A 24,555-nucleotide genomic window follows, 5' to 3' on the forward strand; every position below is an offset into this window, starting at 1 on the left:
ACACGTGTTTCGCGGAGCTAACGCTATCAGTCTCGACGCAAAGGGCCGTCTCGCTATGCCGAGTCGGTACCGTGACGAGCTCGATTCGCGCAGTTCCGGCCAGTTAATCGTCACCATTGATGCCGTTGATCCGTGTCTGTGTGTCTATCCGCTCGACGAGTGGGAAATTATTGAAACCAAGTTGCGTGCACTCCCTTCGCTTCGCGAAGAGAACCGTCGCCTGCAGCGTTTATTGATTGGTAATGCCGTCGACCTCGAGCTCGATGGCAGTGGTCGTTTTCTGGTTCCGCCGCGTCTGCGCGAGTACGCCAAGCTCGATAAGCGCGCAATGCTGGTAGGCCAACTGAACAAGTTCCAATTGTGGGACGAGGATGCATGGAATGCGGTATCTGCCGCTGACCTTGCTGCCATTCAACAACCGGGCGCGATGCCTGATGAACTGCGTGATTTGATCCTGTGACTATTGATAGCGGCTTTAACCACATCACCGTACTGCTTGACGAAGCCGTCGAGGCTCTCGCTGTACGTCCTGATGGCTGCTATCTGGACGGCACGTTCGGACGCGGCGGGCACAGTCGGTTGATCCTCAGCCAGCTCGGCACGGACGGTCGGCTCATCGGGTTCGACAAAGATCCACAAGCGATTGCCACCGGGCAAACGCTAGCGGCCGAAGACGGCCGCTTTGTCGTTGTGCAGCGCAGCTTTGCCGAGCTGGGTTCGGTGGTTGCCGAGCAAGGACTGACCGGCAAGGTCAGCGGTATTCTTCTCGATCTGGGCGTGTCGTCGCCGCAGCTCGACGACGCCGAACGAGGCTTCAGTTTCCTCAATGACGGTCCGCTCGACATGCGCATGGACCCATCCCGTGGCATCAGTGCCGCCGAATTCGTCAACACCGCACCGGCTGAGGAAATCGCCCGGGTGTTCAAGGAGTACGGCGAAGAGCGTTTCTCCGGTCGTATGGCCCGCGCCGTCGTTGAACGTCGCGACATCAAGCCGTTCGAGCGCACTGCCGACCTGGCCGAAGTATTGAAAGTCGCCAACCCGGCGTGGGAAAAGGGCAAGAACCCGGCCACCCGTGCGTTCCAGGGGTTGCGCATTCACGTCAACAACGAACTGGGTGATCTGGAAGCCGGCCTCGAAGCGGCGCTGGATGCTCTGGAAGTGGGCGGCCGTCTGGTCGTCATCAGCTTCCATTCGCTGGAAGACCGCATCGTCAAACTGTTCACGCGCAAGCTGGTTAAAGGCGAAGCCGACAACCTGCCGCGCAATCTGCCCGTGCGCCACGTGGCGTTCGAACCGAAAATCAAAGTCCATGGCAAAGCGCAGACGGCCTCCGACGCCGAACTCAAAGCCAACCCACGTTCCCGTAGCGCCGTCATGCGCGTCGCGGAGAAGCTGCGGTGAGCAAGCTTTTCGCCAAGCCACTGCCCGGCGGCAGCTTTCTGATGCTGCTGCTGTTTATCGGCGTGCTCGTGTCGGCCATCGCCGTGTCTTACAGCGCGCACTGGAACCGGCAGTTGCTCAACACCCTTTATAGCGAACTCAGCGTGCGCGACAAGGCGCAGGCCGAGTGGGGGCGGCTGATCCTTGAGCAGAGCACCTGGACTGCACACAGCCGGATCGAAGTGCTGGCCACCGAACAACTGAAAATGCACATTCCAGGCGCGGCTGACGTGAAGATGGTGGCGCCATGATGAAACTCGAAGGCGCACTGTTCCCATGGCGCTTCCGCCTGATGGTGGCGCTGCTTGGCATAATGGTCGCGGCGATCTGCTGGCGCATCATCGACCTGCAAGTGGTCGACCGTGACTTCCTCCAGGAGCAGGGCGACGCACGCAGTCTGCGTCACATCCCGATTCCGGCTCACCGCGGTTTGATCACTGACCGTAACGGCGAGCCTCTGGCCGTGAGTACCCCGGTGACCACCCTGTGGGCCAATCCCAAGGAAATGCAGTCGGCCAAGGAAAAGTGGCCGGCGCTGGCCGCCGCGCTGGGGCAAGATCCGAAAGCCCTGACCGAACGCCTTGAAGCCCAGGCCAACAAGGAATTCATTTATCTGGTGCGCGGGCTGACCCCCGAGCAGGGTCAGGCTGTGCTCGACCTGAAAGTACCTGGTGTTTACGGCATCGAAGAATTCCGCCGTTTCTACCCGGCAGGTGAAGTGACCGCGCACATGGTCGGTTTCACCGACATCGACGACCACGGCCGTGAAGGCGTCGAACTCGCCTATGACGAATGGCTCGCCGGAGTGCCGGGCAAGCGGCAGGTCATCAAGGATCGGCGCGGTCGGCTGATCAAGGATGTCCAGGTCACCAAGAACGCCAAGGCCGGCAAGCCCTTGGCGTTGTCCATTGATCTGCGTCTGCAATATCTGGCCAACCGTGAATTGCGTAACGCGATCATCGAAAACGGCGCGAAGGCCGGCAGTCTGGTGATCATGGACGTGAAGACCGGCGAAATTCTCGCAATGGTCAACCAGCCGACCTACAACCCGAACAACCGTCGCAACCTGCAACCGGCGATGATGCGTAACCGGGCGATGATTGACGTGTTCGAACCGGGCTCGACCATGAAAGCCATTTCGATGAGCGCCGCGATCGAAACCGGTCGCTGGAAACCGAGCGACACCGTCGAGGTGTATCCGGGCTCCCTGCAGATCGGTAAATACACGATCAAGGACGTTTCCAGGACTGAAGGCCCGGTGCTCGACCTGACCGGTATTCTGATCAATTCCAGTAACGTCGGCATGAGTAAGATTGCCTTCGATATCGGCGGCGAAACCATTTTCCGTCTCGCGCAAAAAGTCGGTCTCGGCCAGGACACCGGCCTCGGCTTTCCGGGCGAGCGTGTCGGCAACCTGCCGAACTATCGCGAGTGGCGCAAGGCTGAAACCGCGACCCTGTCTTACGGCTACGGTATTTCCGTGACCGCGATCCAGCTCGTTCACGCCTTTTCAGCCCTGGCCAACAACGGTCGTCTCGCGCCGCTGACCCTGATCAAAACCGACAAGATGCCGCAGACCACCCAAGTGCTGCCGGAAGCCGTGGCGAAAACCATGCAAGGCATGCTGACCCAGGTGATCGAAGCGCCGCGCGGGGTGTTCCGTGCACAGGTCCCGGCGTATCACGTGGCGGGCAAGTCGGGTACTGCACGTAAGACGTCGGTCGGCACCAAGGGCTACGCGGAAAACTCTTACCGCTCGCTGTTTGCCGGTTTCGGCCCGATGAGCGATCCGCGTTACGCCATCGTTGTGGTGATCGATGAACCATCCAAGGCCGGTTACTTTGGTGGTCTGGTATCGGCGCCAGTGTTCAGCCGCGTGATGTCCGGCACTCTGCGTCTGATGAACGTGACGCCGGACAACCTGCCGACGACGCAACAGGCTAACGCCACACCGGTCGTTCCGCTGAAAGCCAATGGAGGGCGCGGCTGATGTCACTAAGTCTGAACAAGATATTCCCCCACGCCGGCCACGATCTTTTGATCCGTGAATTGGCGCTGGACAGCCGCAACGTGCGCGCAGGCGATCTGTTTCTCGCCGTGCCCGGCGGCAAATTCGATGGCCGCGCGCACATTGCCGATGCCTTGCAACGCGGCGCTGCGGCTGTTGCTTATGAAGTGGAAGGCGCTACCGTGCTGCCGATCACCGACGTGCCGCTGATTCCGGTCAAGGGGCTGGCAGCGCAACTGTCGGACATTGCCGGACGTTTTTACGGTGAGCCAAGTCATCACTTGAACCTGGTCGGCGTGACCGGCACCAACGGCAAGACCAGCGTGACTCAATTGGTTGCGCAGGCCCTGGATCTGCTCGGCCAGCATTGCGGCATCGTCGGGACTTTGGGCTCCGGCTTCTATGGCGCACTGCAAAGCGGTCTGCACACCACGCCGAATCCGATTGCCGTGCAAGCGACCCTGGGCGACCTGAAAAAGGCCGGCGCCAAGGCCGTGGCCATGGAAGTCTCGTCCCACGGTCTGGATCAGGGGCGCGTCACTGCGCTGGCGTTCGACGTCGCCGTAATGACCAACCTGTCCCGCGATCATCTGGATTATCACGGCAGCATGGAGGCGTATGCCGAGGCGAAGGCCAGGTTGTTCGCCTGGAGTGACCTGAAGTGCCGCGTGGTCAACCTGGACGACGATTTCGGCCGGCAGCTGGCCACTGAAAAACGTGAATCGCGCCTGATCACTTACAGCCTGCTCGACAGCAGCGCCTATCTGTATTGCCGCGAAGCGCAGTTCGACGACCACGGTGTGCGCGCGACACTGGTCACGCCGCAAGGCGAACATCATCTGCGCAGCACGCTGCTGGGTCGCTTCAACCTGAGCAACGTATTGGCGGCGGTGGGCGCCTTGCTCGGTATGGATTACGCGCTCGACGAAATTCTCAAAGTGCTGCCGAAGCTCGAAGGCCCGGCCGGACGCATGCAGCGACTGGGCGGCGGCGCGCAGCCGTTGGTGGTAGTCGATTATGCGCACACCCCGGACGCGCTGGAAAAAGTCCTGACCGCTCTGCGCCCGCACGTCAAAGGTCAACTGCTGTGCCTGTTCGGCTGCGGCGGTGATCGTGATCGCGGCAAGCGTCCGTTGATGGCTGAAGTGGTCGAGCGTCTGGCCGATCAGGTGCTGGTCACCGATGACAATCCGCGCACAGAAGATCCAGCGGTGATTTTCGATGACATCCGCGCCGGTTTCACGGCTGTGGATAAAGTCACCTTCGTTGCCGGCCGGGGCCAGGCAATTGCCCAACTGATCGCCGGCGCCTCTGCCGACGATGTGATTGTTCTGGCCGGTAAAGGTCACGAGGACTATCAGGAAATCAACGGCGAACGTCATGCCTTCTCGGATCTGGTCGAGGCTGATCATGCCCTGACCGCGTGGGAGGTAGCCCATGCTTAAGGCCCTGAAACTCAGCGAACTGACCAACGCGCTCGACGCACGTCTGATCGCCGCCGATGCGAGCTTCGACGGCGTCAGCATCGACAGTCGGGCGATCCAGCCGGGCCAACTGTTTATTGCCCTGACCGGCCCGCGTTTCGACGGTCATGACTATTTGAATGACGTGGCTGCAAAGGGCGCCGTGGCTGCGCTGGTCGAGCGCGAAGTCGCCGACAGCACGCTGCCGCAACTGCTGGTCAAAGACACCCGCCAGGCCCTCGGCCAGTTGGGCGCGCTGAACCGGGCTGCATTCACTCAGCCAGTCGCAGCGATCACCGGTTCCAGCGGCAAGACCACCGTCAAGGAAATGCTCGCAAGTATCCTGCGCACTCGCGGCCCGGTGCTGGCGACCCGTGGCAACCTGAACAACGACCTCGGCGCACCGCTGACGCTGCTCGAACTGGCACCGGAACACACTTCGGCCGTCATCGAGCTGGGCGCGTCGCGTCTCGGCGAAATCGCCTACACCGTCGGGCTGACCAAACCGCACGTGGCGATCCTGAACAATGCCGGCACCGCGCACGTCGGTGAGTTTGGCGGGCCGGAAAAAATCGTCGAAGCCAAAGGCGAAATCATCGACGGGCTGGCCGCCGATGGCGTCGCCGTGCTCAACCTCGATGACAAAGCCTTCGGTATCTGGAAGAGCCGTGCGGGCGCGCGCAAAGTGCTGACGTTCGCCTTGAGCAATATTCAGGCGGATTTCTACGCCAGCGACCTGTGCACCGACGCCCGTGGTTGCCCGGCCTTCAATCTGCACACACCCGAAGGTGTCGAGCGCGTTCAACTGAATCTGCTCGGCACCCACAACGTCGCCAATGCCATGGCTGCCGCCGCTGCCGCTCACGCCTTGGGCGTGTCGCTGTTCGGCATCGCCACCGGGCTGGGTGCCGTGCAACCGGTCAAGGGCCGCACCGTCGCGCAACTGGCAAAGAACGGTATGCGAGTGATCGATGACACTTACAACGCAAACCCCACCTCGATGTGCGCGGCCGTTGATATACTCGCCGGCTTTTCCGGCCGCACCGTTCTGGTGCTCGGGGATATCGGCGAGCTGGGCGATTGGGCGGAGCAGGGGCATCGCGACGTGGGCGAGTACGCCCGGGGCAAGGTTTCCGCACTTTATGCTGTTGGGCCAAACATGGTTCACGCCGTGAGCGCATTCGGTGAACAGGCGCATCACTTCGGCACGCAAGCCGAACTGATCCAGGCCCTCGACGCCGAGCAGGACACAAACACCACCATTTTGATCAAGGGTTCGCGCAGTGCAGCGATGGAAAACATCGTTGCGGCTCTGTGCGGGTCCAGTCTGGAGAAACATTAATGCTGCTGCTGCTAGCGGAGTATCTGCAACAGTTCTACAAAGGCTTCGCGGTCTTTCAGTACCTGACCCTGCGCGGGATTCTCGGTGTGCTGACCGCGCTGGTTTTGTCGCTGTGCTATGGCCCGTGGATGATCCGGACTTTGCAGAACCGTCAGATCGGGCAATCCGTGCGTAACGACGGCCCGCAATCGCACCTGTCCAAATCCGGTACGCCGACCATGGGCGGGGCGCTGATTCTGTCTTCGATTGGCGTCAGCACGTTGCTTTGGGCTGACCTGAGCAACCGTTATGTCTGGGTGGTCTTGCTGGTGACCCTGCTGTTCGGCGCCATCGGCTGGGTCGACGATTACCGCAAAGTCATCGAGAAGAACTCCCGTGGCTTGCCGAGCCGCTGGAAGTATTTCTGGCAGTCGGTGTTCGGCCTCGGCGCGGCGATCTTCCTTTATATGACCGCCTCCACCCCAGTGGAAACCACGCTGATCCTGCCGATGCTCAAGGACTACAGCATTCCACTGGGTGCCGGCTTCATCGTGCTGACCTATTTTGTGATCGTCGGTTCGAGCAACGCGGTCAACCTGACTGACGGCCTCGATGGCTTGGCGATCATGCCGACCGTGATGGTTGGCGGTGGCCTCGGCATCTTCTGCTACCTGTCGGGTAACGTGAAATTCGCCGAATACCTGTTGATCCCTTACGTGCCGGGCGCGGGCGAACTGATCGTGTTCTGCGGCGCGTTGATCGGTGCCGGGCTGGGCTTCCTCTGGTTCAACACCTATCCGGCGCAAGTGTTCATGGGCGACGTCGGTGCATTGGCACTCGGCGCGGCGCTGGGCACCATCGCAGTGATCGTCCGTCAGGAAATCGTCCTGTTCATCATGGGCGGCGTGTTCGTGATGGAAACCCTGTCAGTCGTCATTCAGGTTGCGTCCTTTAAGCTGACCGGTCGCCGTGTGTTCCGCATGGCTCCGATACACCACCATTTTGAACTCAAGGGCTGGCCCGAGCCGCGCGTGATCGTCCGTTTCTGGATCATCACCGTGATTCTCGTGCTGATAGGCCTTGCCACCCTGAAGCTGAGGTAGAACGAGTGTCTCTGATCGCTTCTGACCACTTCCGCATCGTTGTCGGCCTCGGCAAGAGCGGCATGTCCCTGGTTCGCTTCCTGGCGAACCGGGGCACGTCGTTTGCCGTGGCGGACACGCGGGAAAATCCACCGGAACTGGCCACGCTCAAGCGTGACTATCCGCACGTGGAAGTGCGTTGTGGCGAGCTGGACGTCGAATTCCTGTGCCGTGCCGACGAGCTCTACGTGAGCCCCGGCCTGGCGCTGGCGACCCCGGCCCTGCAAGCCGCTGCGGCCCGTGGCGTGAAACTGTCCGGTGACATCGAGCTGTTCGCGCGTAACGCGCAGGCGCCGATCGTGGCCATCAGCGGTTCCAACGCGAAAAGCACCGTCACCACCCTGGTTGGCGAGATGGCGGCCGCGGCCGGCAAACGCGTCGCCGTCGGCGGCAACCTCGGCACCCCGGCGCTGGACCTGCTCAGCGACGACGTCGAGCTGTACGTGATGGAGCTGTCGAGTTTCCAGCTGGAAACCACCGACCAGCTCAACGCCGAAGTGGCGACCGTATTGAACATCAGCGAAGACCACATGGATCGCTACAGCGGTCTGCCGGCGTATCACCTGGCCAAGCACCGGATCTTCCGTGGCGCCAGGCAATTCGTGGTCAACCGCCAGGATGCGCTGACCCGTCCGCTGATGGGTGAGGGCCAGCCGTTCTGGACCTTCGGCCTGACCAAGCCGGATTTCAAGGCATTCGGTATCCGTGAAGAGGACGGCGAGAAATATCTGGCGTTCGAATTCCAGAACCTGATGCCGGTGCGTGAGCTGAAGATTCGTGGCGCACACAACCAGTCCAACGCCCTTGCGGCGCTGGCGCTGGGGCATGCCGTGGGCCTGCCGTTCGACGCCATGCTCTCGGCCTTGCGCACTTTTGCCGGTCTCGAACACCGCTGCCAGTGGGTACGTGATCTCGATGGCGTGGCTTACTACAACGATTCCAAAGCCACTAACGTTGGCGCCGCACTGGCCGCCATCGAAGGCCTCGGTGCGGACATCGACGGCAAGGTCATCCTGATCGCCGGTGGCGATGGCAAGGGTGCCGAATTCAACGATCTGCATGATCCGGTGGCGGCCAACTGCCGCGCCGTGGTGCTGATGGGCCGCGACTCCGACAAGATCGGCGAGGCCATTGGCGAGGCCGTGCCGTTGATTCGCGCGACCTCGCTGGTCGATGCCGTCGCGCAATGCCGCGCCGCCGCCCAACCGGGTGACGTGGTGCTGCTGTCGCCGGCCTGCGCCAGCTTCGACATGTTCAAGAATTACGAAGACCGTGGTCACCAGTTCGTCCGCGCTGTGGAGGAACTGGCATGAGCCTGCGCAATATCATCAAGCCGTATCCGTCGCCGATCATTACCGGGCGCGGGATCGACCTCGATTTTCCGATGCTCGTCGGATGCCTGGCGTTGCTCGGTCTCGGTTTGGTCATGATCGCCTCGGCCTCCACCGAAGTCGCGGCGGCGCAGTCGGGCAGTCCGCTGTATTACATGATTCGCCACCTTATTTATGTGGTGCTGGGGTTGGGGGCGTGCATCGTCACCATGATGATTCCAATCGCCACCTGGCAGCGTCTGGGCTGGTTGATGTTGATTGGTGCGTTCGGTTTGCTGGTGATGGTGATCATCCCGGGCATCGGGCGCGAAGTGAACGGTTCGATGCGCTGGATCGGTTTCAGCTTCTTCAACGTGCAACCGTCCGAAATCGCCAAGGTGTTCGTGGTGATCTACCTCGCCGGTTATCTGGTGCGCCGCCAGAAAGAAGTGCGCGAAAGCTGGATGGGTTTCTTCAAGCCGTTCATCGTGCTGTTGCCGATGGCGGGCCTGTTGCTGATGGAGCCGGACTTCGGTGCCACGGTGGTGATGATGGGGGCGGCGGCGGCGATGCTGTTCCTCGGCGGGGTCGGGTTGTTCCGCTTCTCGCTGATGGTGGTATTGGCGGTCGGGGCGGTGGTCCTGTTGATTCAGATGCAGCCGTATCGAATGGCGCGTCTGACCAACTTCGCCGACCCATGGGCCGACCAGTTCGGCGCCGGCTATCAGTTGTCGCAAGCGTTGATCGCGTTCGGTCGCGGCGAATGGCTGGGCGTGGGCTTGGGCAACAGTGTGCAGAAGCAGTTCTACCTGCCGGAAGCGCACACCGACTTCGTGTTCTCGGTATTGGCTGAAGAACTCGGCGCGGTCGGTTCGCTGTGCACCGTCGCGCTGTTCGTGTTCGTGTGTATTCGCGGCATGTACATCGGCTTGTGGGCAGAGAAAGCCAAACAGTTCTTCGCCGCTTACGTGGCTTACGGTCTGTCGTTCCTGTGGATTGGTCAGTTCCTGATCAACATCGGCGTGAACGTCGGCCTGCTGCCAACCAAGGGTCTGACCTTGCCGTTCCTCAGTTATGGCGGCAGCTCGTTGGTGATCTGCTGCGCCTGCCTGGGCTTGTTGCTAAGGATCGAGTGGGAGAGTCGAACCCACCTGGGCAGTGAAGAGATGGAATTCCATGAGAGCGACTTCGCTGAGGAGCCGAATCATGGGCGCTAACGTATTGATCATGGCCGGCGGCACTGGCGGCCACGTGTTCCCGGCGCTGGCCTGTGCCCGTGAGTTCCAGGCGCGCGGCTACACCGTGCACTGGCTCGGCACGCCACGCGGAATCGAAAACGAACTGGTGCCGGCTGCAGGGCTGGAACTGCACCGCATCAACGCCAGCGGTCTGCGCGGAAAGGGCAAACTGTCGTTGCTCAAGGCGCCGTTCATGCTGCTGAAGTCGGTGTGGCAGGCGCGGGCGATCATTCGTCGACTCAAGCCAGTCTGCGTGGTCGGCTTTGGTGGTTATGTGACCGGCCCTGGTGGCCTCGCCGCGAAACTGGCCGGTGTGCCAGTGATCGTTCACGAGCAGAACGCTGTGGCCGGCACCGCCAATCGGTTGCTGGTGCCGTTCGCCGCCCGGGTGTGTGAAGCATTCCCCGACACCTTTACTCTGTCGGACACCCGCCGTACCACCGGAAACCCGGTGCGCAGCGAGCTGTTCCTCGACACATCGCGACCGGCTCTGGCCGGTCGCAAAGCACGTTTGCTGATCCTCGGCGGAAGCCTTGGCGCAGAACCGTTGAACAAATTGCTGCCTGAAGCCCTGGCGCAAGTCGCTGCCGATTTGCGTCCGGAAGTGTTTCATCAGGCCGGCAGGAATCACGATGAAGTCACTGCAGAGCGCTACCGCGCCGTCGGCGTGGACGCGCAGGTGCAGCCGTTCATCAAAGACATGGCCCAGGCCTATGGCTGGGCTGACCTGGTGGTGTGCCGCGCAGGCGCGTTGACCATCAGTGAACTGGCTGCCGCCGGTCTGCCCTCGATGCTGGTGCCTTTGCCCCACGCGATCGACGATCACCAGACCCGCAACGCCGATTATTTGGCCCGTGAAGGCGCAGCCTTCCTGATGCCGCAAAGAACGACTGGTGCCGCGGACCTTGCCGCGCGCCTGACAGAGGTCTTGATGCAACCGCAACGACTCGAAGATATGGCCCAAGCGGCCCGCCGTCTGGCGAAACCCGATGCCACCCGTAGCGTGGTCGATACCTGTCTGGAGGTGGCCCATGGTTGAGAATCAGAAAGCCATGCCACAACCGGAAATGCGCCGCATCCGTCGCATCCACTTCGTCGGCATCGGCGGCGTGGGCATGTGCGGCATTGCCGAAGTGTTGTTGAACCTGGGCTATGAAGTGTCCGGTTCGGATCTGAAGGCCTCGCCGGTCACCGAGCGTCTGGAATCGTTCGGCGCGCACATCTTCATCGGCCACCGTGCCGAGAACGCTGCGGCCGCCGACGTGCTGGTGGTGTCGAGCGCCGTGAACACCTCGAACCCGGAAGTGGCGAACGCGCTTGAGCGTCGTATTCCGGTGGTGCCGCGCGCAGAAATGCTCGCCGAACTGATGCGTTATCGCCACGGCATCGCCGTCGCCGGCACCCACGGCAAAACCACCACCACCAGCCTGATCGCTTCGGTGTTCGCCGCCGGTGGCCTGGACCCGACATTCGTGATCGGTGGTCGCCTGAATGCCGCGGGTACCAATGCCCAGCTCGGCACCAGCCGTTACCTGATCGCCGAAGCCGATGAAAGCGACGCGAGTTTCCTGCACCTGCAACCGCTGGTGGCGGTGGTTACCAACATCGACGCCGACCACATGGCGACCTACGACGGTGACTTCAACAAACTGAAGAAAACCTTCGTCGAGTTCCTGCACAACCTGCCGTTCTACGGTTTGGCGGTGATGTGCCTGGACGATCCGGTGGTGCGTGAAATCCTGCCGCTGGTGAAGCGTCCGACCGTGACCTACGGCTTCAGTGACGACGCTGATGTCCGAGCGATCAATGTGCGCCAGCAAGGCATGCAGACCTTCTTCACCGTGTTGCGGCCTGACCGAGAGCCGTTGGAAGTGTCGGTGAACATGCCTGGCAACCACAACGTGCTCAACTCGCTGGCGACCATCTGCATCGCCACCGACGAAGGCGTCAGCGATGAAGCCATCGTCCAGGGCCTGTCGGGCTTCCAGGGTGTTGGCCGGCGCTTCCAGGTCTACGGCGAACTGCCGGTGGACGGCGGCAACGTCATGCTGGTCGATGACTATGGTCACCACCCCACCGAAGTTGCCGCAGTGATCAAGGCCGTGCGTGGTGGCTGGCCGGAGCGCCGTCTGGTGATGGTCTATCAACCGCACCGTTACAGCCGCACCCGCGACCTGTACGACGATTTCGTCAATGTCCTGGCCGATGCCAACGTGTTGCTGCTGATGGAAGTCTATCCCGCCGGTGAAGAGCCGATCCCGGGCGCTGACAGCCGCAAGCTGTGCAACAGCATCCGTCAGCGCGGTCAGCTCGATCCGATCTACATCGAGCGTGGCGTCGATCTGGCACCGCTGGTCAAGCCGTTGCTGCGTGCCGGCGACATCCTGCTGTGCCAGGGCGCCGGTGATATCGGCGGTCTCGCGCCGAAGCTGTTGAAAAGTGAATTGTTCGCTGGCGCCGTGGCGGCGTCGGTCGAGGGGAAGTTGAAATGACTGCTGCCTACGCCAACCTGTTCTCCACCATCGCGCCGAAAGATTTCGGCCGCGTCGCCGTGCTGTTCGGCGGCTTGAGTGCCGAGCGTGAGGTTTCGCTGAAATCCGGTAACGCCGTACTCGCAGCGCTGCAAAGCGCAGGCGTGGACGCGTTCGGCATCGACGTAGGTGAAGATTTTCTGCAGCGTCTGCTCAGCGAAAAAATCGACCGCGCGTTCATCATTCTCCACGGTCGTGGCGGTGAAGACGGCAGCATGCAGGGCCTGCTCGAATGCGCGGGCATCCCGTACACCGGCAGCGGCATCCTCGCGTCCGCACTGGCGATGGACAAGCTGCGCACCAAGCAGGTCTGGCACAGCCTCGGGATTCCGACGCCACGTCACGCCGTGCTGTGCAGCGAAGCCGATTGTATTTCGGCAGCGACGGAACTGGGCTTCCCTTTGATCGTCAAACCGGCGCATGAAGGTTCAAGTATCGGGATGGCCAAAGTGAGCTCTGCGTCCGAGTTGATCGACGCATGGAAAGCGGCCAGTACCTACGATTCGCAAGTGTTGGTTGAGCAATGGATTCAAGGTCCGGAGTTCACCATCGCCACCCTGCGTGACCAGGTGTTGCCTCCTATTGCCCTGGGTACACCGCACACGTTCTACGACTACGACGCCAAGTACATCGCCAACGATACCCAGTACCGCATTCCGTGCGGGCTGGATGCCGCCAAGGAACAGGAACTCATGGAACTCACGGCCAAGGCCTGTGAGGCGCTGGGTATTGCCGGTTGGGGCCGGGCGGACGTGATGCAGGACGCCGACGGACAGTTCTGGTTTCTGGAAGTGAACACCGCGCCGGGCATGACCGATCACAGTCTGGTGCCGATGGCGGCCCGTGCGGCCGGTCTGGATTTCCAGCAACTGGTGCTGGCCATCCTGGCAGCCAGTGTTGAAGGCGCGGCAACCCAAGAGGCGCGAGGTTAAGACCATGCACGGCGCTCAGCTCAGACATCAGCCTCCCGCACCCGGCCGCAAGCCGGTGCCACGGGGTGCCAGCCGAATGGTGGCGAAAGAGCCGATGTCCGCGCGCCTGCCGAAAGCCAATTTCGGCTTTCTGAAAAGCCTGTTCTGGCCGGTATTGCTGGTGGTGCTGGGCTTCGGTACTTACGAAGGCGCGCAGCGTTTGCTGCCTTACGCCGACCGGCCGATCTCCAAGATCGCCGTGCAGGGCGACTTGAGCTACATCAGCCAGCAAGCCGTGCAGCAGCGGATCGCTCCGTATGTGGCGACGAGTTTCTTCACCATCGATCTGGCCGGCATGCGCACCGAGCTTGAGCAGATGCCCTGGATCGCCCACGCCGAAGTCCGTCGTGTGTGGCCGGATCAAGTGGTGATCCGCCTCGAAGAGCAACTGCCCGTGGCCCGTTGGGGCGACGAATCGTTGCTGAACAACCAGGGCCAGGCGTTTACGCCCAAGGAACTGGCGAACTACGAACACTTGCCACAGCTGTTCGGTCCACAGCGGGCCCAGCAGCAAGTGATGCAGCAGTATCAGGTGCTGAGCCAGTTGCTGCGGCCGCTGGGCTTCTCGATTGCGCGCCTGGAATTGCGTGAGCGCGGTAGCTGGTTCCTGACCACCGGAGCCGGCAGTTCCGGCCCCGGCATCGAGTTGCTGCTGGGACGCGGCAACCTGGTGGAAAAGATGCGCCGCTTCATTGCCATCTATGACAAGACGCTTAAAGACCAGATTACGAACATTGCGCGCATCGATCTGCGCTACGCCAACGGCCTTGCTGTTGGCTGGCGGGAACCTGTAGCGCCGACGACAGCCCAACCCGCTGTCGCAAAGAATTAAGAAGAGGCAGGACCCATGGCAAACGTGCAAAGCGGCAAAATGATCGTCGGTCTCGATATCGGCACCTCCAAGGTGGTGGCGCTGGTCGGCGAGGTCTCCGACGACGGCTCGCTGGAAATCGTCGGGATCGGTACCCATCCGTCCCGTGGCCTGAAGAAGGGCGTGGTGGTCAACATCGAATCCACCGTGCAATCGATCCAGCGCGCGATCGAAGAAGCCCAGCTGATGGCGGGCTGCCGCATTCACTCGGCGTTCGTCGGCGTGGCCGGCAATCACATCCGCAGCCTGAACTCCCACGGTATCGTCGCGATCCGTGATCGCGAAGTCAGTTCGGCAGACCTTGAGCGCGTACTCGACGCTGCCCAGGCTGTGGCGATCCCGGCTGACCAGCGCGTGCTGCACACCCTGCCGCAGGATTACGTGATCGATAACCAGGAAGGCGTCCGCGAGCCACTGGGCATGTCCGGCGTTCGTCTGGAAGCCAAGGTTCACGTGGTCACTTGCGCCGTCAACGCCGCACAGAACATTGAAAAATGCGTGCGTCGCTGCGGTCTCGAAATCGACGACATCATTCTCGAGCAACTGGCCTCGGCCTACTCGGTACTGACCGACGACGAGAAAGAACTGGGTGTATGCCTGGTCGACATCGGCGGCGGCACTACCGACATCGCGATCTTCACCGAAGGCGCGATCCGCCACACCGCGGTGATCCCGATTGCCGGTGATCAGGTGACCAACGACATCGCCATGGCGTTGCGCACCCCGACCCAGTACGCCGAAGAAATCAAGATCCGTTACGCCTGCGCCCTGGCGAAACTGGCCGGTGCCGGTGAAACCATCAAGGTGCCAAGCGTTGGCGACCGTCCACCGCGCGAACTGTCGCGTCAGGCCCTGGCCGAAGTGGTCGAGCCGCGTTACGACGAGCTGTTCACGCTGATTCAGGCCGAGCTGCGTCGCAGCGGTTACGAAGACCTGATTCCGGCGGGCATCGTCCTCACCGGCGGAACCTCGAAGATGGAAGGCGCCACTGAACTGGCCGAAGAAATCTTCCATATGCCGGTTCGTCTGGGCGTGCCGCACGGCGTCAAAGGTCTGGATGACGTGGTGCGCAATCCGATTTATTCCACTGGCGTTGGCTTGTTGATGTACGGCCTGCAAAAGCAGTCCGACGGGATTTCGTTCTCGGGTATCGGCAGTCGCGACAGCTACAGCAACGAAGAGCCGCAGGCGCCGTTGCTGGATCGATTGAAGAAGTGGGTTCAAGGCAACTTTTAAAGGCAGCTTGAAGCGTCAAGCTTCAAGCAGCAAGCAGTAGCAGTAGATGCACCGCAACAAACAGCAGTAGGCGAAAAAACTAGAGAATGTAAGGAGAGGGAAAATGTTCGAACTCGTAGACAACATCCCCGCAAGCCCGGTAATCAAAGTTATCGGTGTTGGCGGTGGCGGCGGCAACGCTGTTAACCACATGGTCAAGAGCAACATCGAAGGCGTGGAATTCATCTGCGCCAACACTGATGCTCAAGCGCTGAAAAACATCGGCGCGCGGACCATCCTGCAACTGGGTACCGGTGTGACCAAAGGTCTGGGCGCCGGTGCCAACCCTGAAGTAGGTCGTCAGGCCGCTCTCGAAGACCGTGAGCGCATTGCCGAAGTCCTGCAGGGCACCAACATGGTGTTCATCACCACCGGCATGGGCGGTGGCACCGGTACAGGTGCTGCGCCGATCATCGCCGAAGTGGCCAAGGAAATGGGCATTCTGACCGTTGCGGTAGTAACGCGTCCGTTCCCGTTCGAAGGCCGCAAGCGTATGCAAATTGCCGATGAAGGCATCCGCATGCTCTCCGAAAGCGTCGACTCGTTGATCACCATTCCCAACGAGAAGCTGCTGACCATCCTCGGTAAAGACGCAAGCCTGCTGTCGGCTTTCGCCAAGGCTGACGATGTACTGGCCGGTGCCGTTCGCGGTATCTCCGACATCATCAAGCGTCCGGGCATGATCAACGTCGACTTCGCCGACGTGCGTACCGTGATGAGCGAAATGGGCATGGCGATGATGGGCACTGGCTGCGCCAGCGGTCCTAACCGTGCACGTGAAGCAACCGAAGCGGCAATCCGCAACCCGCTGCTGGAAGACGTGAACCTGCAAGGCGCACGCGGCATCCTGGTGAACATCACTGCCGGTCCTGACCTGTCCCTGGGTGAGTACTCCGACGTGGGTAGCATCATCGAAGCCTTCGCTTCCGAGCACGCGATGGTCAAGGTCGGTACCGTTATCGATCCGGACATGCGCGACGAACTGCACGTAACCGTGGTTGCCACCGGTCTGGGCGCGAAAATCGAGAAACCTGTGAAGGTCATCGACAACACCGTTCACACCTCCATGGCATCTGCCCAGGTACAACAACCGGCTCCGGCCCGTCAGGAAACGCCAGCGGTGAACTACCGTGATCTGGACCGTCCGACCGTCATGCGCAACCAGGCTCAGGCCGGTGCTGCGGCTGCCGCGAAGATGAATCCGCAAGATGACCTGGACTACCTGGACATCCCGGCATTCCTGCGTCGTCAGGCCGATTGATGGAATGTATCAGGGCTATGAAGGTGATTGGTGTTCAGCAAAGGCATGGTCTGCTATCATCGCCAGCCTTTGTTGATACCAGTTCGCAATTTGCGCTGAAGCGGCCCAAGCCATGATTAAACAACGCACACTGAAAAATATTATCCGTGCCACAGGTGTAGGCCTGCACTCCGGTGAGAAGGTCTATCTGACCCTCAAGCCTGCGCCTGTCGACACTGGCATTGTGTTTTGTCGCGCTGACCTCGACCCTGTGGTGCAGATTCCTGCCCGCGCGGAAAACGTCGGTGAAACCACTATGTCGACGACGCTGATCAATGGCGACGTGAAAGTGGACACGGTAGAGCACTTGCTCTCGGCCATGGCTGGCCTGGGCATCGATAACGCCTACGTCGAGCTCTCCGCGTCCGAAGTCCCGATCATGGATGGCAGCGCTGGACCCTTCGTATTCCTGATTCAATCGGCAGGCCTGGAAGAACAGGACGCCGCCAAGAAATTCATCCGCATCCTGCGTGAAGTGACAGTGGAAGACGGCGACAAGCGCGCCACTTTCGTCCCTTTCGAAGGGTTCAAGGTGAGCTTCGAGATCGATTTCGATCACCCGGTATTCCGGGACCGCACCCAGAGTGCAAGCGTGGATTTTTCCAGCACTTCGTTCGTAAAAGAAGTCAGCCGCGCCCGTACCTTTGGTTTCATGAGTGATATCGAGTACCTGCGCAAGCACAACCTCGCACTCGGCGGCAGCGTTGAAAACGCAATCGTGGTCGATGCCGATGGCGTACTGAACGAAGACGGCCTTCGCTATGAAGACGAATTCGTGAAGCACAAGATCCTCGATGCCATTGGCGACCTGTACCTGCTGGGTAACAGCCTGATTGGTGAGTTCAAAGGCTTCAAGTCCGGTCATGCACTGAACAACCAGCTGCTGCGCAAGTTGATTGAGCAGACAGATGCTTGGGAAGTGGTGACGTTCGAAGACGCCAGCACCGCACCAATCTCTTACATGCGCCCGGTTGCGGCGGTGTAAGTAAAAACCTCTCTAGTTTTTTGAAGGCCATCCTTGGATGGCCTTTTTTTATGCCTGTTGTTTTTGTGTTGTCTGATCCGGCGCCTTCGCGAGCAAGCCCGCTCCCACAGGGGAGTGCAATTCAAATGTGGGAGCGGGCTTGCTCGCGAAGGCGACAGTTCAGGCTGCGCAGAACGATCAGGCAGCCGCCACCACCCGATTCCGCCCACCTTCCTTGGCCTGATACAACGCCTTGTCCGCCGCAAACAACAGCTGCTCCAGCGACATCTCACTGGCCGCTGTCCACGTGGCAATACCGACGCTCACGGTCATCGGCCGCTCGGCCCCGTCGACCCGCGGCAATTGCTCCACTGCTCGACGAATATGCTCGGCAATCTGTTGCGCGCCATGACCATCGGTTTCGGCCAGAATCACCGAAAACTCCTCGCCACCATAACGCGCGACCAGATCCGCCGGTCGTCGCACGTTGTCAGAGATGACCTCGGCCAGCAACTTCAATGCCTGATCCCCGGCCAGATGCCCGTGCTGGTCGTTGAACGCCTTGAAGTGATCGGCATCGATCATCATCACCGACATCGGTTTGCCCGAACGCTGGGCGCGAAACCACTCGTGACGCAGCGATTGGTCAAGCATCCGACGATTGGCTACACCGGTCAGCGCATCGGTGGCAGCCAATTGCGCCAGCTCGCGTTCGGCGCGCTGGCGTCGGCGCAACTCTCGGGCGAGCAGCCAGGTCAGCCAGAGCAACCCCGTGCAGAGCACGCCGGTGGCGCCGCTGATCAATATTGCCGTGCGCCGCCAGGTGCCGAATACCTCATCGCTGGACAGCGCGACCATTACCGTCAGCGGCAGATTACCGACCCGAGAGTAGGTATAGAGGCGTAGTTGCTGGTCAATGCTTGAGGTGCTGGTGAAGCTGCCAGCGCCATCCTTGTCTCGCAGGATTCGCACAACGTTGGGCCGGTTGCCGAAGTTCTTGCCGATAGAGTCGCTTTGCAGATGAGGCTTCTGCGCCAGCAGCACGCCGTCGTGATCGATGATGTTCAGGGTGCTGTCTTTGCCGATGTCGAGGCTGTTGAACAACTGGTCGAAATAATCGAGTTTCATCGACGCCATGGCCACGCCGGCGAATTCACCGGTTTGCGAGGAGATCCGTCGACTGAAGCTGATGCGCCACTGGTTCGCCTCGTCGCAGTCGCAACGGGTCTTGAACGGGCGGCTGATGAACATGCCGACGTCGCGGTTGAAGGCATGGGCGAGGAAATAATCGCGGTCGGCGAAGTTGCCCGGTTTCGGCTCGACCCGCGAAGAGTCGGCGATCACATCTCCGTGTTTGTCGAGCAGCAGTATGTCGCCCTTGAAGCGTGCGGTGGTGGAGCGGTCGAACATGGCCTGATGGCGGATCTGTGGTGAGACGTTTTGCAGGTCATCACGCTGGGCTGCGGCAATCAGGCCTTGCAGCGTCAAGTCGTACAGCTCGACGGTGCGCAGCACGTCGGCATCGATCAATTGAGCGATGGTGGTGGCGCTGCGGGTGGCGGATTCCTGAGCGGTGGCGTGTTCGCGGATCAGCAGGAAAGTGACGATGCACAGAATCGCGATCACGGTCAGCGAACTGCCGCAGATCAGCAGCAGCTCGGGGCGTCCGGTCTTGCCCGCAACGGGTGGGGTACGGCTCGCGATCATGATGGGGCTGTCGGTTGGGGGAATCTTGTAAGCGTAGTTGCACAGCCAGAATCCATTCCCAATATGGGAGCAAGCTCGCTCCCACAGGGTGCATCACTGAATTTAAGACGCTGTTATGGCGCCGATCTTAGAAGACGTTGATCGGGTAGTCGATGATCATTCGGTATTCATCTGTGTCTGAATCAATCGCGCCGTAACCATTGCCGCCACGGTTGGTCGCCCATTGCAGGCGTACCGCCAGATCTTTCGCCTGGCCGCTTTGCACGACGTACTTCAGGTCCAGATCACGTTCCCAATGCTTGGCATTACGGCCTTCGGCGCTGTACCACGACGCGTAGCCTTTGCTGTCGGGGTCAACCTTGGTCAGGTTCACCGTACCGCGCGAATAGGACACGGCCGAGGTCAGCCCCGGCACGCCGACACCGGCAAAGTCATAGGCGTATTTGAGCTTCCACGAGCGTTCGTTCGGACCGTTGAAGTCCGAGTATTGCTGCGAGTTATCCAGATAAACGCTGTCGCCCTGGCTGATGTAGTCGAACGGTGTATTGCCATTGACTCGCTGATACGCGGCGGTAACGCTGTGATGACCGACGCCCACGGTGAAATGCAGGCTGTAGGTGTTGTTGTCGATGTTGCCGAGCAGCGCATCGCCAGTGTCTTGCGTGTGATAGAAGTGCAGGCCCGGGTTGAGACTCACCTGATCGTTGATCTGCCAGGTGTAATCCAGGTCGTAGTAGTACTGGTTCCAGATGTCCTTGAGCTCGGAGGCATACAGACTGCTGGTCAGGCCTTCGACGCCGCTCCAGGCCACACCGGCCCAGTTCAGGTGCTGGCTTTCGTCACCCTCGGCCAGCGTGCCGTAGGAAGTGCCGATGCGCGTGTGGCCGCTCTGGTTGTAAGGCTTGGTGAAACTGGCCTGGCCGCCCTCGATCAACCAGCCGTCGAAGCCGTGATTGGTCAGGCTCACACCACGAAACGTCTGCGGCAACATGCGCGTGTCACCGCCAGCAATCACCGGATTGGTGAGGAGCAGGTCACCGGCCTTCAGTTCGGTATCGAACGCGCGCATTTTCAGGGTGCCGCCCGCCCTGGAGAACGATCCCGGCGCTTTGCCGCCATTGTCCCTGACCGGCAGGATGCTCGAGCCGTCCGTGCCGCCACCCCCATCGAGCTTGAGCCCGAGCATGGCGTGGGCATCAATGCCAAAACCTACCGTGCCTTCGGTGTAACCCGACTCAAAGATCCCGAGAAAGCCCTGGCCCCACTCGATGTTGTCGTCCGCCTGCTGCAAGCGGTTGCGATTCATGTAGTAGTTGCGGGCGTTGAGGTTGAGGCTAGAACCTTCGACGAAGCCTTCTTTGACAGGCTCTTCAGCGTGGACGGTCGGGGCAATCGTTGCGGTAATTGCAATGAACAGCGGGGAGAAACGGACAGGGTAACGCACTTGCGATGGAGCTCCTTGGGTCAACTGACACTTCAATGTCCTGAGGTGTTGGGTGTTTCTTGTTGTTACAGACGAACCAAACGGCTTTCACACCACAACGAAAAAAGGCCGCTGAAAGGCAGCGGCCTGGAGTGACGACGGTTGAACGGGAAGAGCCAAACAACCGCGTCGAGGGAAACGGCTTTGCGGGGGCGACTCAGCTGTCTTTTTCCAGCGATTGAACCTGGGAAGCAGCGGCTTGCGGGGCTTGCGAGGCATCTTGCGCCTTGGCCATCACGTCGGCCTGATGCTGATCGTAGGCCTGAGCGCGCGCGACGTTGTGCGCGACGAACGACTGCGATTCTTCAGCCATCGCCATCGGCGACAGGATCAATGAGGACAAAACGAACGCGCTGGCAATACCCATACTGTTGGACATCTTGAAAACCTTCTCGCTTGGCGAGTGCTGTTTGGTGCGGGCAAAGATAAGGTTGCCGGGCGTCGGGAAACAGCGTGATTTTCATAAATGACTGTTACAGCAAGAGCAAAAATACCCCCTCACCCCAGCCCTCTCTCCTAGGGGGAGCGAGGGGGGAAGGGAGCAGATCGGGGGCCTTTCAAAGCCTGGGTTCGACCGGATACTTCAGGTCGGCGTACCTTGAAAGAACCACGCGGTCAGTCCCCTCTCCCTCTGGGCGGTCCGACGTTTCGGGAGGGGTAGGGTGAGGGTCTGCTTTTGGCTGTTTAAATCTGTGTCAGATAGCCAGAACCTTCCCACAAGGTTTTCAGGTTGTCCGTCGGACGTCTGCTCTCTAGTCTCTGGCTGTCGCCGAAAACTCGGTGATCGGGTGTGAGAACCCGGGCTAAGTATTATTCCACCAGCAGTATCGTCATAATTGCCGCCAGTTCATTCGCTGTCTGCATTTCTATGGCGGCTGTGTGCGGGCGGACTTCGGTCCGGCCGGAGGTTGGTGGTTCTCGCCCGGTTTCTCACCCCGCACATAGCTGCCACCCAATTCACCGCGTGAGAAACGGGGATTGGATGGCCACAATCAGTGAGAACCGGCTCTATGAACAAGCCCGTACCCGATCCCCCTCTCGAAACAACAACCCCGCTCGAAGACGCCCTGCGCGCCGACGACCAGCTCAAAAACCGCGAAGCCATAAAACGCGCCCTCGATTTCTACCTCAGCCCCGATCCGATAAAGCCGCGCCTGCCCAGCACGATGTTCCTCGTTCACCCGAACGTCGACACCGAAAGCCTGCTCCCACAGGGGGACGCGTTCACAATGTGGGAGCGGGCTTGCTCGCGAAGACGTCTGAATGGGCAACACATCTCTCGCGGTCATTTGCGTTGAGAGTCCCGAGAAGGCACTGGCTGGTCTGCAAACCGTTCAGCGTCCAACGCAAATCTTCAGGTGCCGAGCCATGGCGCACAGGTATACTGCGCGCCTTCGCGGCTCACTGTTCGGGCCCGACTTTTTTGCTTTCCGGAGCTTTTATGAATTCCCCAACCCAACCGCCGGTTGACGACGCCGTGAGCGATGTCCCGGCTGAAATGGCTGATGCCAGTCAAACCACCGCCGCAATCCCGGCGTTCAAGTTCCCCTTCAAGCCGGGTGAACTGGCCGCGGCCAAGGGTTCGAACCAGCCGTGGTACAAGAACGGCGCCAAGAACGGCCATACCAAGACCCCAGGCATGGCGCCGCCTGGCACGCGTCGTTCGATGGGTAAGCGCTGAGTCAGATTTGCTTGAGTTGGCGGGCCTTTTCGCTGGCAAGCCAGCTCCCGCAGGTTTCTCGGGTATGGCACAAAACCCTGTGGGAGCGGGCTTGCTCGCGGAGGGGCCATCAGCCTCAGCGCAATTCCCGGATCAAGCCGCCCGCAACGAAATAAACGCATACGTCTGCGCCGGTTCAGTCACCACCTGCGCTCCGGCAGCCAGCACTTGCCCGGCAATGTCCTCCCCGGACACATGAAACTGCCATTCACTTTGCGCCGCGTTCAGCGGTTGCTCGATCACTTGATCAATCACCGCCGCGAACGCGTCCATGTTCGGCAGATACGCAGTGAATCCGTCACCCTTCAGGGCCGTGGTGCGAATGCCGAGCTTCGCGCAAATCGCGTCCTTGGTGTCGATGTCATCGCGATCCGCCTGACGTGAGCGCTGGATCAGTTCGACCAGTTCCTGATCAACCAGCTCACCGCCAACAATCAATGCCGGCCCCTGTTCCCACGACTCCGGCGGGCAGTCTTTGGCGCTTGGGTTGAGCGGGATGTGCGGGTTGATTTCCGCCGGGTAAATGCGGCACACCAGTGGCCGGCGCTCATAGATGCGGCACAGCTTGTCTTCGTCAAGATTCCGGCAGGGGCCGACGTTGTAGGCGGCAAAGGTGATTGCCACATGGGCCTTGGTTGCGCCGCTGCGCACCAGCGCCGAACGGCGTTCGGCATGTTCGCGCTGCTGGGTGGGTAACCCCAGGCCGTTGCCGAGGAAGGCTTCGACCAGCACGATCACTTGGCCGCCATCCGCCGCCCACATACGGGCTTCGGCCAGGGTCAGGGGGACATGGTGATCGGTGCAGCACTTGCCGCAGCCTACGCAGGAAAACGTCGTATTCATTGAGCGATCTGTCTTCAATCAGGGTGTGAAACGGTGGCGGAAAACCACCGCACAGGCCCATATCGAAGCAAGTTATGCGCCACTCACCGCGCTTTTGCAGTCGGGCGGATCGAGTCCCATTCGGTGACGAACGCGGTTTTCGTTTTTTTGTTGTAGAGGCACAACTCTGTGCCCTGCTGGCCTTTCATGTGCTTTTGCGGGTATTGGCCTTGCAGCAGAACGGCGGTGTAGCCGACGCGGTCATCGAATTGCGCAGGTGTGCCGACCGGGTTGGCGTTTTTCAGGCCGCTGGCTTTGGTGCAGCTGGCGAGCACGGCTTTGTCGTAGGCAGCCCAGGCGTCGGGGCTGGAGGCTTGGGCCTGGGAGGCGAGGGCGGTGAGGCAGAGCAGGCTTAAAGTGATGGCTTTCATGTTGGGGCATCCTTGGTCGTGGGTCGCCAAGGTTTGAGTCTGTCTGAGAAGGGAAGTTGCCTGCTCGCGAAGACGGTCGATCAGTCCGGCACCAGCTCGCGGCGGACTACATACATCCCGGCACTTTCATACAATCGCTGCGCCCGCAGGTTGTCTTCCAGCACCTTCAGATCGACAAACCCTTCGCGGCGTTGCTGAAACACCTTGAACGCATTAAGCAATAACGCCCGGCCCAATCCGCGCCCCTGCATGCGCGGATGCACCACCAGATTCTTGATGTATGAACTCGTCCAGCACTGCGCCACGCCGACCACGCCTTCGGCATCGCGGGCAATTAAACACAGGCTCGGATCGTATTCAGGATCGCTTTCGAACTGCCGCTGCCAAACGTCCAGCGCCGGCACCCGGCCGCCACCTTCGCGGTAGCCGAGTTGCATCAAGTCATGCACGTCCGCCGCCAGTTCGGCGCAGTACGTGCACAGTTCAATACCTTGAGGCACAAACGCCTGCGGCGCGTCCTTGGTCAGATCGCGGCGCATCAGAAAACAATACGTC

At 60.7% G+C, this 24,555-nt stretch carries 24 protein-coding genes; 18 read left to right on the forward strand and 6 right to left on the reverse strand.

All coding sequences use genetic code 11. From position 1 onward, the window contains the following. The first annotated feature begins 4 nt into the window (after window positions 1–4). The 16 genes from mraZ (at window position 5) to lpxC (ending at window position 17,858) form a co-directional block, all read left to right on the forward strand. Window positions 5–460 carry a division/cell wall cluster transcriptional repressor MraZ gene (gene mraZ / locus AACY19_RS06075; protein ID WP_007917012.1) on the forward strand — a complete coding sequence of 152 codons (456 nt, stop codon included), beginning with the start codon at window positions 5–7 and terminating at the stop codon, window positions 458–460. Next, the gene (gene rsmH, locus AACY19_RS06080) at window positions 457–1,404 is read left to right on the forward strand and encodes a 16S rRNA (cytosine(1402)-N(4))-methyltransferase RsmH (RefSeq protein WP_445262293.1); all 948 of its coding nucleotides are present in this window, start codon (window positions 457–459) and stop codon (window positions 1,402–1,404) included. The genes mraZ and rsmH overlap by 4 nt, the downstream gene beginning before the upstream one ends. Beyond that, complete coding sequence (ftsL, locus tag AACY19_RS06085; RefSeq protein ID WP_250606231.1) at window positions 1,401–1,694, forward strand: cell division protein FtsL; 294 nt, start codon at window positions 1,401–1,403, stop codon at window positions 1,692–1,694. Before rsmH ends, ftsL begins: the two co-directional genes overlap by 4 nt. Next, window positions 1,694–3,433: a peptidoglycan D,D-transpeptidase FtsI family protein gene (locus tag AACY19_RS06090; protein WP_339449607.1), complete on the forward strand. Its 1,740-nt coding sequence runs from the start codon at window positions 1,694–1,696 to the stop codon at window positions 3,431–3,433. The genes ftsL and AACY19_RS06090 overlap by 1 nt, the downstream gene beginning before the upstream one ends. Further along, complete coding sequence (locus tag AACY19_RS06095; protein ID WP_339448947.1) at window positions 3,433–4,896, forward strand: UDP-N-acetylmuramoyl-L-alanyl-D-glutamate--2,6-diaminopimelate ligase; 1,464 nt, start codon at window positions 3,433–3,435, stop codon at window positions 4,894–4,896. The genes AACY19_RS06090 and AACY19_RS06095 overlap by 1 nt, the downstream gene beginning before the upstream one ends. Continuing rightward, complete coding sequence (locus AACY19_RS06100; protein WP_339448949.1) at window positions 4,889–6,256, forward strand: UDP-N-acetylmuramoyl-tripeptide--D-alanyl-D-alanine ligase; 1,368 nt, start codon at window positions 4,889–4,891, stop codon at window positions 6,254–6,256. Before AACY19_RS06095 ends, AACY19_RS06100 begins: the two co-directional genes overlap by 8 nt. After that, the gene (gene mraY / locus AACY19_RS06105; RefSeq protein WP_007956769.1) at window positions 6,256–7,338 is read left to right on the forward strand and encodes a phospho-N-acetylmuramoyl-pentapeptide-transferase; all 1,083 of its coding nucleotides are present in this window, start codon (window positions 6,256–6,258) and stop codon (window positions 7,336–7,338) included. Before AACY19_RS06100 ends, mraY begins: the two co-directional genes overlap by 1 nt. Before the next feature lie 5 nt (window positions 7,339–7,343). Then, window positions 7,344–8,690 (forward strand): UDP-N-acetylmuramoyl-L-alanine--D-glutamate ligase, encoded by a 1,347-nt coding sequence (gene murD, locus AACY19_RS06110; protein ID WP_339448957.1) that lies wholly within the window; start codon window positions 7,344–7,346, stop codon window positions 8,688–8,690. Then, a complete protein-coding gene (gene ftsW / locus AACY19_RS06115) occupies window positions 8,687–9,904 on the forward strand; it encodes a putative lipid II flippase FtsW (protein ID WP_445262294.1) in 1,218 nt (405 codons plus the stop codon). Before murD ends, ftsW begins: the two co-directional genes overlap by 4 nt. Continuing rightward, the gene (murG, locus tag AACY19_RS06120; RefSeq protein ID WP_339448959.1) at window positions 9,894–10,964 is read left to right on the forward strand and encodes an undecaprenyldiphospho-muramoylpentapeptide beta-N-acetylglucosaminyltransferase; all 1,071 of its coding nucleotides are present in this window, start codon (window positions 9,894–9,896) and stop codon (window positions 10,962–10,964) included. Before ftsW ends, murG begins: the two co-directional genes overlap by 11 nt. Next, complete coding sequence (gene murC / locus AACY19_RS06125; RefSeq protein WP_339448961.1) at window positions 10,957–12,417, forward strand: UDP-N-acetylmuramate--L-alanine ligase; 1,461 nt, start codon at window positions 10,957–10,959, stop codon at window positions 12,415–12,417. Before murG ends, murC begins: the two co-directional genes overlap by 8 nt. Continuing rightward, window positions 12,414–13,388: a D-alanine--D-alanine ligase gene (locus AACY19_RS06130; RefSeq protein WP_339448963.1), complete on the forward strand. Its 975-nt coding sequence runs from the start codon at window positions 12,414–12,416 to the stop codon at window positions 13,386–13,388. Before murC ends, AACY19_RS06130 begins: the two co-directional genes overlap by 4 nt. A 4-nt stretch (window positions 13,389–13,392) precedes the next feature. Then, a complete protein-coding gene (locus tag AACY19_RS06135) occupies window positions 13,393–14,259 on the forward strand; it encodes a cell division protein FtsQ/DivIB (RefSeq protein ID WP_339448970.1) in 867 nt (288 codons plus the stop codon). Window positions 14,260–14,274: 15 nt separating this feature from the next. Then, window positions 14,275–15,534 carry a cell division protein FtsA gene (gene ftsA, locus AACY19_RS06140; protein ID WP_008082764.1) on the forward strand — a complete coding sequence of 420 codons (1,260 nt, stop codon included), beginning with the start codon at window positions 14,275–14,277 and terminating at the stop codon, window positions 15,532–15,534. Between the two features lie 103 nt (window positions 15,535–15,637). Next, window positions 15,638–16,834, forward strand: coding sequence for a cell division protein FtsZ (gene ftsZ / locus AACY19_RS06145; RefSeq protein ID WP_339448973.1), 1,197 nt, complete (start codon window positions 15,638–15,640; stop codon window positions 16,832–16,834). A 112-nt stretch (window positions 16,835–16,946) separates the two neighbouring features. Next, complete coding sequence (gene lpxC / locus AACY19_RS06150; RefSeq protein ID WP_007916984.1) at window positions 16,947–17,858, forward strand: UDP-3-O-acyl-N-acetylglucosamine deacetylase; 912 nt, start codon at window positions 16,947–16,949, stop codon at window positions 17,856–17,858. 177 nt (window positions 17,859–18,035) lie between these two features. On the opposite strand, the gene AACY19_RS06155 is transcribed toward lpxC, so the two are convergent. From AACY19_RS06155 to AACY19_RS06165, 3 genes are all read right to left on the reverse strand, one after another. Next, window positions 18,036–19,544, reverse strand: coding sequence for a sensor domain-containing diguanylate cyclase (locus AACY19_RS06155; RefSeq protein WP_339448975.1), 1,509 nt, complete (start codon window positions 19,542–19,544; stop codon window positions 18,036–18,038). Between the two features lie 127 nt (window positions 19,545–19,671). Further along, window positions 19,672–20,988, reverse strand: a complete 1,317-nt coding sequence (locus AACY19_RS06160; RefSeq protein ID WP_339448977.1) for an OprD family porin — start codon at window positions 20,986–20,988, stop codon at window positions 19,672–19,674. 196 nt (window positions 20,989–21,184) lie between these two features. After that, on the reverse strand, window positions 21,185–21,406 hold the full coding sequence (locus AACY19_RS06165; RefSeq protein WP_339448979.1) for a hypothetical protein: 222 nt from the start codon (window positions 21,404–21,406) through the stop codon (window positions 21,185–21,187). A 631-nt stretch (window positions 21,407–22,037) separates the two neighbouring features. Here AACY19_RS06165 and AACY19_RS06170 point away from each other — a divergent pair. Together AACY19_RS06170 and AACY19_RS06175 are read left to right on the forward strand one after the other, a co-directional pair. Further along, on the forward strand, window positions 22,038–22,325 hold the full coding sequence (locus AACY19_RS06170; protein ID WP_339448981.1) for a hypothetical protein: 288 nt from the start codon (window positions 22,038–22,040) through the stop codon (window positions 22,323–22,325). A 143-nt stretch (window positions 22,326–22,468) separates the two neighbouring features. Beyond that, on the forward strand, window positions 22,469–22,708 hold the full coding sequence (locus AACY19_RS06175; RefSeq protein ID WP_339448983.1) for a hypothetical protein: 240 nt from the start codon (window positions 22,469–22,471) through the stop codon (window positions 22,706–22,708). A gap of 132 nt (window positions 22,709–22,840) precedes the next feature. Here the strand turns inward: AACY19_RS06175 and AACY19_RS06180 are convergent, their stop codons facing one another. The 3 genes from AACY19_RS06180 to AACY19_RS06190 form a co-directional block, all read right to left on the reverse strand. Next, complete coding sequence (locus AACY19_RS06180; RefSeq protein WP_339448985.1) at window positions 22,841–23,590, reverse strand: YkgJ family cysteine cluster protein; 750 nt, start codon at window positions 23,588–23,590, stop codon at window positions 22,841–22,843. Window positions 23,591–23,673: 83 nt separating this feature from the next. Beyond that, window positions 23,674–24,000: a hypothetical protein gene (locus AACY19_RS06185; RefSeq protein WP_339448987.1), complete on the reverse strand. Its 327-nt coding sequence runs from the start codon at window positions 23,998–24,000 to the stop codon at window positions 23,674–23,676. Between the two features lie 80 nt (window positions 24,001–24,080). Next, window positions 24,081–24,539, reverse strand: coding sequence for a GNAT family N-acetyltransferase (locus AACY19_RS06190; protein WP_339449611.1), 459 nt, complete (start codon window positions 24,537–24,539; stop codon window positions 24,081–24,083). Window positions 24,540–24,555: the final 16 nt, after the last annotated feature.

Source organism: Pseudomonas sp. EA_5y_Pfl2_R50, assembly GCF_963970475.1.
Taxonomy (GTDB): Bacteria; Pseudomonadota; Gammaproteobacteria; order Pseudomonadales; family Pseudomonadaceae; genus Aquipseudomonas.